Annotated in this window: 11 protein-coding genes; 5 read left to right on the top strand and 6 right to left on the bottom strand. The window is 71.8% G+C overall.

All coding sequences use genetic code 11. The features are described from left to right. Together KK087_RS15355 and KK087_RS15360 are read left to right on the top strand one after the other, a co-directional pair. On the top strand, positions 1 to 872 hold an 872-nt coding region (locus tag KK087_RS15355), incomplete at its 5' end, for a cryptochrome/photolyase family protein (protein ID WP_214566462.1). Next, positions 869 to 2,338 carry a serine hydrolase domain-containing protein gene (locus KK087_RS15360; protein ID WP_214566464.1) on the top strand — a complete coding sequence of 490 codons (1,470 nt, stop codon included), beginning with the start codon at positions 869 to 871 and terminating at the stop codon, positions 2,336 to 2,338. The genes KK087_RS15355 and KK087_RS15360, both read left to right, overlap by 4 nt. 18 nt (positions 2,339 to 2,356) lie before the next feature. On the opposite strand, the gene KK087_RS15365 is transcribed toward KK087_RS15360, so the two are convergent. Further along, positions 2,357 to 3,328: a carbohydrate kinase family protein gene (locus KK087_RS15365; protein WP_214545144.1), complete on the bottom strand. Its 972-nt coding sequence runs from the start codon at positions 3,326 to 3,328 to the stop codon at positions 2,357 to 2,359. A gap of 148 nt (positions 3,329 to 3,476) precedes the next feature. Between KK087_RS15365 and KK087_RS15370 the strand changes: the two genes are divergently transcribed. Next, complete coding sequence (locus KK087_RS15370) at positions 3,477 to 4,058, top strand: TetR/AcrR family transcriptional regulator (RefSeq protein ID WP_214566466.1); 582 nt, start codon at positions 3,477 to 3,479, stop codon at positions 4,056 to 4,058. Positions 4,059 to 4,202: 144 nt separating this feature from the next. On the opposite strand, the gene KK087_RS15375 is transcribed toward KK087_RS15370, so the two are convergent. From KK087_RS15375 to KK087_RS15395, 5 genes are all read right to left on the bottom strand, one after another. Continuing rightward, on the bottom strand, positions 4,203 to 4,817 hold the full coding sequence (locus KK087_RS15375) for a superoxide dismutase (protein WP_214529612.1): 615 nt from the start codon (positions 4,815 to 4,817) through the stop codon (positions 4,203 to 4,205). 44 nt (positions 4,818 to 4,861) lie between these two features. Next, positions 4,862 to 5,371, bottom strand: a complete 510-nt coding sequence (locus tag KK087_RS15380) for a flavin reductase family protein (RefSeq protein ID WP_214529613.1) — start codon at positions 5,369 to 5,371, stop codon at positions 4,862 to 4,864. A gap of 295 nt (positions 5,372 to 5,666) precedes the next feature. Continuing rightward, positions 5,667 to 7,190: an MFS transporter gene (locus tag KK087_RS15385; protein ID WP_214566468.1), complete on the bottom strand. Its 1,524-nt coding sequence runs from the start codon at positions 7,188 to 7,190 to the stop codon at positions 5,667 to 5,669. 215 nt (positions 7,191 to 7,405) lie between these two features. After that, positions 7,406 to 8,413, bottom strand: coding sequence for a LacI family DNA-binding transcriptional regulator (locus KK087_RS15390; RefSeq protein ID WP_214545146.1), 1,008 nt, complete (start codon positions 8,411 to 8,413; stop codon positions 7,406 to 7,408). Then, entirely contained in the window at positions 8,392 to 10,428 is a 2,037-nt protein-coding gene (locus tag KK087_RS15395; RefSeq protein ID WP_214566470.1) for an aldo/keto reductase, read from the bottom strand. Before KK087_RS15395 ends, KK087_RS15390 begins: the two co-directional genes overlap by 22 nt. A gap of 155 nt (positions 10,429 to 10,583) precedes the next feature. Between KK087_RS15395 and KK087_RS15400 the strand changes: the two genes are divergently transcribed. Continuing rightward, the gene (locus KK087_RS15400; RefSeq protein WP_214545148.1) at positions 10,584 to 11,132 is read left to right on the top strand and encodes a TetR/AcrR family transcriptional regulator; all 549 of its coding nucleotides are present in this window, start codon (positions 10,584 to 10,586) and stop codon (positions 11,130 to 11,132) included. A 66-nt stretch (positions 11,133 to 11,198) separates the two neighbouring features. Then, positions 11,199 to 11,369: a hypothetical protein gene (locus KK087_RS15405; protein ID WP_017888559.1), complete on the top strand. Its 171-nt coding sequence runs from the start codon at positions 11,199 to 11,201 to the stop codon at positions 11,367 to 11,369. Positions 11,370 to 11,452 lie beyond the last annotated feature (83 nt).

Consider the following 11,452-nt stretch of genomic DNA (forward strand, 5'->3'; position numbering starts at 1 on the left):
TCCCGCTCGACGGCGCCGTACCGACGGTTCCAGTACACGGCGTCCGCTCCGGCATCGGCGACGCGCTCGACGACTGGGCACTGCTGCCGACGAAGCCCGACTGGGCGGGCGGGCTCCGCGATGCCTGGACCCCCGGTGAACACGGTGCACACGAGCAGCTCGAGCACTTCGTCGAGCACGCGCTCGAGGACTACGACCAGCGCGACGAGCCCGCGATGGCCGCCACGAGCAGCCTGTCCCCGTTCCTGCGGTGGGGCGAGATCAGCCCGTACCAGGTGTGGCACCGGTTGCACGAACGACTCGAGCCCGCGCAGCGGCAGAACGCCGCCGCGTTCCTCCGGCAGCTGGCCTGGCGCGAGTTCAACTGGAACGAGTACTTCCACTGCGACGACATCGCCACCGTCAACGTCCGGCGGAACTTCGACGCGTTCCCGTGGCGCGAGCCGTCGGACGACGAGCTCGACCGCTGGCGGCAGGGCCTGACCGGCTTCGACCTGGTCGACGCCGGCATGCGCGAGCTCTGGCACAGCGGGGCGATGCACAACCGGGTGCGGCTGGCGGCCGGGAGCTTCCTGGTGAAGAACCTGCTCGTCGACTGGCGCGTCGGGGAGCAGTGGTTCTGGGACACGCTGGTCGACGCCGACCCGGCGAACAACGCCGCCAACTGGCAGTGGGTCGCGGGCTCCGGCTTCGACGCTGCGCCCTACTTCCGGGTCTTCAACCCCGACCGGCAACTCGAGCGGTTCGACCCGCACCGGGAGTACGTCCACCGCTGGGTCCCAGCCGACGAACTCCGTCCGGAGCCGATGGTCGACCTGAAGGCCTCCCGGCTGCGGGCGCTCGACGCCTACGAGCAGATGAGGCGGTCATGACCGATCACCACCCCGCGTTCGCCACCGTCGTCGAACGGATCGACGCCGTCTTCCGTGCGCGCGTCGAGCAGGGCGTGGCCCCGAGCAGCGTGTGGGGCGTGTTCGACCGCTCCGGCCTCATCGCGTCCGGCGGGCACGGCGACCGCGGTGACGGCCTCCGACCCGACCCCGACACCGTGTACCGGATCGCGTCCTGCACCAAGAGCGTCACGGCCGCGACCCTGCTCACCCTCAGCGCGCAGGGCCTGCTCGACCTCGACGCTCCGATCACCGAGTTCGTGCCGGCCTTCGGCGCCGTCGCGCTGCCGACGGCGGACTCACCCGTCCCGACGGTGCGGATGCTGTTGACGATGTCGGCGGGCTTCCCCACCGACGACCCCTGGGCCGACCGGCAGGAGTCGATCTCCGACGCCGAGCTCGACGACGTCCTGCGCGGCGGTCTGCTGTTCGACTCACTCCCCGGCACCCGGTTCGCCTACTCGAACCTGGGGTACGCGCTGCTCGGGCGGGTCGTCGCCGTCATCGCGGGCCGACCGTTCACCGAGGTCGCCGCCGACACCGTGCTCCGTCCCCTCGGACTCACCGACACCGTGTTCAGCGCCGACGATTCCCGCGGGTTCGTCGTGACCGGCGTCCGACCGTACGAGGGCGACTGGGAACCCCTGCCGATGACCGGCCCCGGTGCGTTCTCGTCGATCGGCGGATTGTTCTCGACCGTTCGTGACCTGGCACGCTGGGCAACGCACCTCGGTTCGGCGTTCTCCGCCGCACCGGAACCCGGCCCGGTCTCCCCCGCCGATCGCCGGCTCATGCAGCAGGCGATGCGGGTCGTCCCACCGGCCGTCGTACCCGGCTCGGCCCGCGCGACGGCCTACGGCTTCGGGCTGTTCGTCGAGCAGGACGACCGATTCGGCGAACTCGTGTCGCACTCCGGCGGCTACCCGGGGTTCTCCGCCCACATGCGGTGGTCCGTGCGGGACGGCCTCGGGGTCGTTGCGTTCGAGAACGCCACGCAGGCCAAGGTCTCCGCCGCGGCCCAGCAGGCACACGACCTCGTGCTCGACGCTGCGCTCGCAACGGTCTCGGGATCGCCCGCTCCGGCGACGGACGCGACCGACGCGAGCACCGGGGTGGCGGCGACCAGCCGTGCGACGCGAGCCGCCCAGGCCGCCGTGACGCGCCTCCTGGCCGACTGGCGCGACGACATCGCAGACGCGATCTGCACCCCGAACGTGGCCATGGACGTCCCCTACGACCGCCGGCGGCGCGCGGTGGCCCAGGCCGTCGCGGCGGTCGGTGCGGACCTCGCGGCAGCCCCGGTCGCCGAGCACTCGGCGACACCGTCACACCTGCGCTGGTGGCTCCCGGGGACGTGCGGGCGTCTGCGCGTGGAGATCCGGCTCGCCCCCTCCGCCGCGGGACTCGTCCAGACCCTGAACGTCGTCGCCGAGCCGTCCGAGCGCTGACCACCACCGATCGGGCGCTCAGACCGGCGGCCGACCGCCCACGAACCCGAGGGCGCGCGCGGCGACCCGGGTGCCCTCGCGCACCGCGGCCCCGACCCGTACCGGGTCCGTCGCCCAGGCACGCACGAACCCGGCGACGAAGGCGTCGCCGGCCCCGATCGTGTCCACGACGGCCGCCGGTGTCGCGGGGACGCGCTGGACGCTCCGGCCCCGGCGCCCGATCAGCGCGCCGTCGGCTCCGGCTGTGACGACGACGAGGGGGACGTGCTCGGTGAGCCGACGCACGGCGGCGTCGAGATCGTCACCCCCTGCGAGTGCGAGCGCCTCCTGCTGGTCGGGGAAGAGCACGTCGACCCCGCGCAGGGCGTCGAGGAACCGGGCCGCGCCGACGGTCTCGATCACCGCCGCCGACGAGGGATCCACCGCGACGCGTGCCGGTCCGGTCCGGGCGCACGCCACGAGCTCGGCGAGCCGGTCGGCCCCACCACCGAGCATGGCGGCACCGGTGAGGTGCACGATGTCGGCGCGCGCGACGACCGAGGGCGGGACGTCGGCGGCGCTGATCTTCCCGCTCGCGGCCGGGTCCGACATCGCGGTGCGCCCGTGGTCGTTCCGGACGGAGACGACGACCCCGGTCGACGTCATCGCGTCGTAGCGCAGGTGTGCTCGGACCCCGGCGTCCTCGAGGGCGCGCTCGTGCCGGTAGACGTCGTCCACCCCGACCCTGGAGACGACGTCGACCTCGGCTCCGAGCCATCCGAGCCACGTGGCCGTGTTGCCACCGGCTCCGGTCGGCCGGTGCCGGATCTCCGCGGCGGGGTCGTGCACACCGATCCGGTGCGCCGTGGTGTGCACGAGCACACCGTCCAGGACGTCGCCGACGACCAGGAAGCGTTTTCCGGCTCCACGACGGCGGCCCGCGACCACCCGTCCGGCGCGGGTCCCCTCGGGCCGAGACGGCGGCAGTGCGCCCTCGTACGGCATGGACATCCGGAACAGTGTACTCGGAGCCGAGTTTTACTCCGTTTTTATGGGTGAAGACGGAGGTTGCACGCGGACCTTCCCGACGTGGTGCCGCTGATATACCGGCTGCTAGTATGTGGGCGGTCGCGACCACCGCCACGACGACGGAGATGTGATGCCCAGGAAGCCCGACCCCACCCGCAAGCCGGCGATCCTCGAGAAGGTCGTCGACCACTTCGGTGACACCAAGATCGAAGACGTCACCGTCAGGGGACTCGGCCGCGTCCTCGGGACGAGCGCGTACCCGGTCGTGTACCACTTCGGCTCGCGCGACGCCCTGATCGACGCGGTCGTCGAACACCTCGCGACCGCGTCTCCACCGGCACCCCTCGACCCGGCGGCCGACGCGGACGCCCTGGCCGACCACCTGGTCGCGACCTTCGGCGGGCTCGACGACCCGCACCGGGCACTGGCGGCGCGGCTCACCTTCGAACTCGGATCGGTCGAGTCCCTCGACGGACGCGACCGTCAGCACCGTGCGCACCGCTCCCACATCGCGGCGATCGGGGCCTGGTGCCGGGAACACGGCGCCGACCCCGTGCACGCGGAGCGCGCCGCCCAGCGCGCGGTGATGGCAGCGCGCGGCGCGCAGTGGAGTGCGATCGTCGACCGCGCACACACGGACGCCGATGCAGCCCTCCGCCGCATCGCCCACGACCTCGCCACGACGACCGCTCGCGCGGCCCGCGTGCGCTGAGGGCGCGCGGTGAGCACGCGCGGTGAGGGCTGGCGCAGGTGACGGACCGTACGGTCGCCAGGACCACGAACGGGAGGCACGGTGCCAGCTGGCACCGTGCCTCCCGTTCGTCAGGTGGTCACCGTGGTGACCCGCCGACGCGGATCAGAGCGTGACGAACCGCTGCGACTTCGCGTTCTCGAAACGAGCGGCGACGTTCTCCCAGTCGACGATGTTCCAGACGGCCTTGACGTAGTCCGCCTTGACGTTCAGGTAGTCGAGGTAGAAGGCGTGCTCCCACATGTCGAGCATGAAGATCGGGACGAGACCGAACGGGATGTTGCCCTGCTGGTCGAAGAGCTGGAACGTGGTGAGCTTCTGGCCCACGGTGTCCCAGGCCAGCACGGACCAGCCGGAGCCCTGGATGCCGTTGGCGACGGCGGCGAACTGCGCCTGGAACTTCTCGAACGAACCGAAGAACTCGTCGATCGCGGCGGCGAGCTCGCCCTCGGGGACCTTCGTGTCCGGGCCGAGGTTGGTCCAGAAGATCGAGTGGTTCACGTGGCCACCGAGGTGGAACGCGAGGTCCTTCTCGAGCTTGTTGACGTTCGCCAGGTTGCCCGACTCACGAGCCTCGGCGAGCTGCTCGAGCGCGGTGTTCGCACCCGTCACGTAGGTCTGGTGGTGCTTGTCGTGGTGCAGCTGCATGATCTTGCCGCTGATGTGCGGCTCGAGTGCGGCGTAGTCGTACGGCAGCTCCGGCAGGGTGTACTCAGCCATGTGAGGTCCTTTCGATCAGTGGGTTGTGGACGCAGCTCCGCGGCTCACGAGAGCCGGGAACGATCGGTGAGGGAGTGGAATTCCCGGTTGTGGTAGACGAGCGGTTCACCACGGTCGGCGCCGACGATGATGTCGAGCACCTCGGCGACGACGACGGTCGAGCTGCCGATGGGCGTCGTCGACAGCGGTCGGCAGCGCAGCGCACTCGCCGCGCTCGGCAGGTAGCGGTCGCCGGACGGCAGGGTGCCCCAGATCGGGTCGTCGGCGGCGGGGCTGCCCGTCGAGGCGAAGCGCTTGGCGAGTCCGACCCCGAGGGAGTCGACCAGGTGCACGACGAACAGTGGGGCGCCGAGCACGACCCCGGCTGAGCCGGAGTTCGTGGAGAGCGAGAAGACGAGGACGGGTGGGTCGACGGCGACGCTCGCGACGCTCGAGGCGGTGAGGCCGGTCGGACCGTCGGGGCCTTCGGCCGTGATGACGGCGACGCCGGCCGGGTGCCCGCGGAAGGCGGACTTGTACGCGTCGGCGATGGTCGCCGGTGCTTCGTCGGGCATGGTGATCGTGGTCGTTCCTTCGGGAGGGGCTGCCGTCACTCGGCGGCTGTCACCCAACGTATGACCTGAACCCTGGTTGAGGTCAACGATTCACAGGTTCGGGCGCTGCCGGGCGCGCCGTAGGGGCACTTCGTGAGCAGGAATGGTCGGGTCACCGTGCGCGACCCGACCATTCCTGCTCACGAAGCTCAGCGAAGCGAGCGACGCGAAGCGAGCGACGCGAAGTGCGCGCGGCGAAGTGCGCGACGCGAAGTGCCCGCGGCGAAGTGCCCGCGGCGCGGCGCGGCGCGTCCGCTCAGCGGCGCTTGAGCATGACGAGCGCGCCGACGGCCGCCACCACCATGAGCACCGCCGCGACACCGGCCGTGATCGTCACGCCGGAGTCGAACGCGGCCCGTGCGGACTCGAGCAGGGCCTGCCCCGCACCGCCGCCGAGCTGCCCCGCCGCGGCGACCGCGCCGCCGAGGGTCTCCTGCGCCGCGACGTGCGCCGACGAGGACAGCCCGTCGGGCACCACGACGTGGGCCCGGTAGGTCGTCGCCAGGATCGTGCCGAGGACCGCCGTGCCGAGGACGGCGCCGATCTCGTACGCCGTCTCGGACATCGCCGACGCCGCACCGGCCTTGTCGGCGGGTGCCGTCGAGATGATGAGGTCGTTCGTCACCGTCTCGGACGCCCCGATGCCGATGCCGAGCAGCACGAACGCGAAGGCCAGCGCGGCGATGGAGGCGTGGTGTCCGAGGACCGCGACGAGGGCGTACGCCGCCGCCGAGAACAGCAGCGCCACCGAGACGACCCAGCGCGGTGCGACCCGGGCGACGACCGGCACGACCGCGAGCCCGGCGACGATGGTCAGCACCGACCCGGGGATGAGCACGACCCCGGACGCGAACGGGTCGAGCCCGGCCACGAGCTGCAGGTGCTGGGCGATGAAGAACAGGAACCCGGTGAGCGAGAACATCGCCGCCAGGTTCATCAGCACGCTGCCCGTGAAGGCCGTGCTGCGGAACAGCCGCAGGTCGAGCATCGGCGTACGGGACCGCAGCTGTCGGCGGACGAACGTGATGCCGCACACGACACCGACCGCGAGCATGGCGATCGCGAGGCCGCGCTCCTCGGGGTGCACGACCGACTTGATGGCCCACGCGATCGGGGCGAGCGCGCCGAGGGACAGGAACATGCTCGGCAGGTCCACGGGCCCGGGCATCGGGTCGCGCGACTCGGGCACGCAGAACGGCACGCCGACGAGCATGAGCACCAGGATCGGCACGGCGACCAGGAACACGCTGCCCCAGTGGAAGTGCGCGAGCAGCGCGCCGCCGACGAGCGGGCCGAGCGCGTTGCCGGCCGCGAACATCGTCGACCAGACGGCGAGTGCCATCCGCCGCTCCCCCGCGTCGACGAACACGTTGCGGATGATCGACAGCGTGGCGGGCATGAGCATCGCCCCGAAGACGCCCATCGCGATCCGGGCCGCGACGAGCATCCAGGCGTCGGTCGCGAAGGCCGCGGCCACCGAGAACAGGGCGAAGCCGGTGGCACCGATCACCAGGATCCGGCGGCGTCCGATGCGGTCACCGATGCTGCCCATCACGACGAGCAGGCCGGCGAGGACGAGCGGGTACGCGTCCACGATCCAGAGCTGCGTGGTGGCATCGGGGTTGAGCGCGCGGCTGATCGAGGGCAGGGCAAAGCTCAGGATGGTGTTGTCGACCGAGATGAGCAGCACCGGCAGCATGAGCACGGCGAGCGCCAGGAACCGTCGGGCGCGGCTCCCGGTGACGCGGGTGGCGACGGGGCTGGTGAGCAGTGCGGACACGGCGGACTCCTGGGACTTCGAGCCGGACCAGGTCGACGGCGGGTGGTACGTGGGGCAGACGAGACGGGACGCGGGATGGACACGCGCCCCGTCAGGACTCCGTTAGTGTACCGTCCGGACGGTTTTGGTTGCAAGTGCAACAGATGGACAGACGGGAGGCCCGTGGCGGTCCCGCCACGGGCCTTGCAGACCGCCCACTGGTCGCGTCTTCGGACCTACGCCGATTCGCGGAGCAGCAACCGGTGTCGCACCGTGCGCTCGACGGCCGCGCCGGAGCGCGGCAGCTCCCCCGCGAGCATGCCGAGCGCGAGGTCGAGGGCCTGACCGGCGACCTCGTCGAGGTCGACCGCCAGGGTGGTGAGCGTCGGCGCGACGAGTGTCCCCAGCGGCAGCCCGTCGACGCCGACCACGCGGACGTCACCGGGGACGTCGACGCCGGCACGACGGCAGGCGGACAGCACGCCGAGGGCCAGCACGTCGTTGAAGGCCAGGACCGCGTCCACCCGCCGGTGCTCGGCGAGGATCCGCTCGGTGCACTCGGCGCCGGCCTCGGCGGTGGGTGCCGCCGCGACGACGAGGTCGGGCAGGTACCCACGTCGTCGGAGTGCCGCGACCATCCGCTCCCCGCGCTGGCTCGGCACACCGTCGGCGGCAGCGTCGAGCACGACGGGGTGCTTCACGCCGGCGTCGACGAGGTGGTCCGCGAGGTCCTCGATGGCCGCCGTCGGGTCGATCCGGACCGCGGCGCGGGTCACCGGCCCCGACGGGTCGAGCTCGACGACCGGGACCGAGCCGAGCCGTTCGATCCACTCCGGCGCCCGCGACCCGAGGTAGCCGATGACGACGTCGGTCTGGGCACCGAGGGACTCCACCATGCGGTCCGAGTCGCTCGCGAGCCCGACGTCGGCGAGCATGACGTTCCACCCGCGGGCGGCGGCCAGGCCGAGGACCGAGGACGCGAGCGCCGGCGCGTAGGGGTTCCGCAGGTCGTTGACGACGAGGCCGAGCTGGTGGTCGCCACCCGTGACGAGACCACGGCCGAAGCGCGACGGACGGTAGTCGAGTGCCGCCGCGGTGGCGAGCACCCGCTCCTTGGTCGCCGCGCTGATGCCGGACATGCCGTTCATCGCGCGGGTGACGGTCTGCCGGGACACCCCGGCGGCCGCGGCGACGTCGATGATCGTCGCGCGGCCGCCCGGGTTCAGGCGCGGAGGTCCAGCCATGCCACCTGTTCCGGGGTGAGGTCGACGGAGAGGCCCGTCATGGACGAGCGGGCCTCCGCGATCGTACGGGGGCCGAAGAGCGGGAAGGTCGGGAACGGCTGGTTGAGCACGTAGGCCAGCGCGATCGCCGTCGCGGGGACGCCGAACTGCTCGCCGAGCTCCCGTGCACGACGCAGCCGCTCGAAGTTGTCGTCCGAGTAGTAGCAGCGGACGAGCTCGGCGTCGCTGGTGTCCTCCGGGGCCGCGCGACCGGTGAAGAACCCACGTGCCTGCGACGACCACGGCAGCAGCGGGACCTGGCGTTCCTCGAGCCAGGCCTTCGACGCGGCGTCGGTCGCGTGCTCGCAGCCGTCCCACGGCACGTCGTACGCCTCGGCGAGGCCGAAGTGGTTGCTGAGGACCTCGAACCCGTGCTTGCCGTTCGCCCGGGCGTACTCGTTCGCCTCGTCGAAGCGGGCGGGGGTCCAGTTCGAGCCGCCGTAGACGCGGATGCGGCCGGCGCGGCGGTGCTCGTCGAGCACGTCGACGAACTCCCCCACGGGCACGTCGGGGTTGTCGCGGTGCATCATGTAGATGTCCGCGTAGTCGGTGCCCTGGCGCTCCAGGCTCTCCAGCAGCTGCCGGGTGAGCGACTCCGGGTCGCAGTACGGCGTGTGGGCACCCTTCGTGATGACCACGACGTCTTCGCGGAGCCCCCGGTTCTGGATCCACTTGCCGAGCCGGCCCTCGAGCACGCCGCCGCCGTAGATGTACCCGGTGTCGAAGACGTTGCCGCCCTGCTCGACGAACAGGTCGAAGATCGCGCTGGCGTGTGCCAGGTCGGGCTGGTTGTCGACGCCCATCACCAGGCGGGACATCCGCTTGCCGACGCCCGGCACCTCGCCGTACCGCATGGGGTTGCCGTCCTGCACGGCGAGCGGTCGGCCGGACACCGTCGGGATGTCCGCGGTCTCGGCCTCGAACGGGTAGCGCAGGCCGATCGCTGCACGCCACCTGTCGAGCGTGCGCGTGGTGGCGAGCGTCTCGTCGATGGTCATCTGCGGTGCCTCGACCGCGCCGGCACGCAGGGCGTCGGTCGTGGCGTCGGCTTCGCGGGCGTAGGGGCGCTCGCCCGCGAAGGACAGCGTGCGCGGCGGCTCGTCGACGGTGCGGATCTCGATGGTGGGGTCGTCACCGAGGGTCCACGGGTCGGTGAGCACGATGCGACCACGTGTGCCGTAGACCGACACGGCGTTGTCGTCCTGCACGAAGACGCCGGTGCGGACGGACGCCGTGATCCCTCCCCGGTAGGTGAGCTGGGCGACCGTCCACTCGTCGACACCGGTCGGCCCGAGGGTGCCCGTGGCGGTGAGGTCCACCGGCTCGGCGACGGCGACCCCGGTGGCGGCCTGCACGATCGCGGCGGCCATGGTCACGGGGTACCCGCCGACGTCGAGGATCCCGCCGCCCGCGGTCTCGACGTCGAACAGTCGACCGGTGCGCTCGCCCGTCCGGAACGCGAAGGAGGCGTCGACGTGGGTGACGTCACCGATCACGCCGTCACGGACCAGGTCGAGCAGCGCCGCGGTCTGCGGGTGGAAGCGGTACATGAACGCCTCGACGAGGGGCAGACCGGCCTGCCGGGCGGCGTCGGCCAGCGCCATAGCGGTGCCGTGGTTCACCGCGAGGGGCTTCTCGCAGAGGACGGCCTTGCCGGCCTCGAGGGCTGCGAGCACGAGCCGGGCGTGCCCGGTGTGCACGGTGGAGACGTAGACGGCCTCGACGCGCGGGTCGGCGAGGACCTCGTCGTAGGTGCCCGCGGTGACGCCGGTGAACCCGAACCCGGTGGCCTCGTCGGCGAAGGCCTTCGCCCGCTCGGTCGACGAGCTGCCCGCCGCCACCAGGACGCCACCGCTGGCGGGCAGCTGCGAGAGGAACCGTCGGGCGATGCCGCCGGGGCCGAGGACGGCCCATCCCGGTCGGTCGGTGGCGGTGGAGGTCGGGGTGGTGGCGGTGTTCGCCGTCTGCGCTGACATGCGGATCCTTGTCGTCTCGTGAACCTTCACGGTCGGCTCGACGCTAGTCCGAAGCGGACGGATCGGCAACGCGTGGGTCGGGATTCGTGAGCGTTCACGATCCGCGTGGGTGACCGGGCGTCCGAGCCAGCGGGAACTGCTCCTAGACTCTCGGCATGGCCAGTGCCCGCGACCGTGTCCTCGACAGCTTCGTCGCCATCGTGTGCGAGGAGGGCGAACGTCCCGCCACGCTCGACGCCGTCGCCGCCCGCGCCGGTGTCTCGAAGGGCGGGCTGCTCTACCACTTCGGCTCGAAGGCTGCGCTGGTCGAGGGGCTCTGCGAGCGACTCTCCGACCTGTCCGCGATCGACGTCGAGCGCATGCAGGAGGCCGAGGACGGCGCCGCGCGCTACTTCGTCCGCAACTGCCTGTTCGTCGGCAGCGAGCTCGACCTCGCCCTGCTCGCCGCGAGCCGTCTGCAGCAGGCCGGGTACGAGGAGGCCGGCCGCACCCTCGACGACACCGAGAACGCCTGGCTCGCGACGCTCGTCGACGCCCTCGGCGACGAGCCCACCGCGCAGGCCGTCAAGCTCCTCGGCGACGGGCTGTACCACCAGGCCTCCCTCGGGGCCGCGAGCGACGTGCGGCCCAAGCGTGGCAGCGTCGACATGGAGACACTGCTCGCCGTCGTCGACCGCCTGATCGCGACCCGACCCGGCGCGTGAACCGGCACACGCCCCGCTGGGGATAGACTGGGGAACGATCCACTCGTCGACACCCGGAGGTATCCCGTGGGCCGCGTCATCGCCGCTGTTTTCTCGATCCTGCTGCTGCTGGTGTCGATGTACCTGTTCGGGTTCGCCTTCCAGGTCGAGTCCGGCCAGGCCTTCGTCTTCATGGCCGGCGTGCTCCTGATGAGCCTCTCCTTCTTCCTGCCGATCCACGTGTTCGGCAAGCGCTAGCCAGCAGCCGCCAGCCAGCAGGCACAGCCGCTGGCCAGCAAGCGCAGAACGGCCCCGCACCTCGTCGAGAGGAGCGGGGCCGT

Origin of the sequence: Curtobacterium aurantiacum (genome assembly GCF_018598555.1) — a bacterium.
GTDB classification, from domain to species: Bacteria; Actinomycetota; Actinomycetes; order Actinomycetales; family Microbacteriaceae; genus Curtobacterium; species Curtobacterium aurantiacum.

Bases quoted from the DNA above. Each gene is read 5' to 3' on its own strand.
- KK087_RS15360 (WP_214566464.1), top strand. From the start codon at position 869: ATGACCGATCACCACCCCGCGTTCGCCACCGTCGTCGAACGGATCGAC.
- KK087_RS15365 (WP_214545144.1), bottom strand. From the start codon at position 3,328: ATGTCCATGCCGTACGAGGGCGCACTGCCGCCGTCTCGGCCCGAGGGG.
- KK087_RS15370 (WP_214566466.1), top strand. From the start codon at position 3,477: ATGCCCAGGAAGCCCGACCCCACCCGCAAGCCGGCGATCCTCGAGAAG.
- KK087_RS15375 (WP_214529612.1), bottom strand. From the start codon at position 4,817: ATGGCTGAGTACACCCTGCCGGAGCTGCCGTACGACTACGCCGCACTC.
- KK087_RS15380 (WP_214529613.1), bottom strand. From the start codon at position 5,371: ATGCCCGACGAAGCACCGGCGACCATCGCCGACGCGTACAAGTCCGCC.
- KK087_RS15390 (WP_214545146.1), bottom strand. From the start codon at position 8,413: ATGGCTGGACCTCCGCGCCTGAACCCGGGCGGCCGCGCGACGATCATC.
- KK087_RS15395 (WP_214566470.1), bottom strand. From the start codon at position 10,428: ATGTCAGCGCAGACGGCGAACACCGCCACCACCCCGACCTCCACCGCC.
- KK087_RS15400 (WP_214545148.1), top strand. From the start codon at position 10,584: ATGGCCAGTGCCCGCGACCGTGTCCTCGACAGCTTCGTCGCCATCGTG.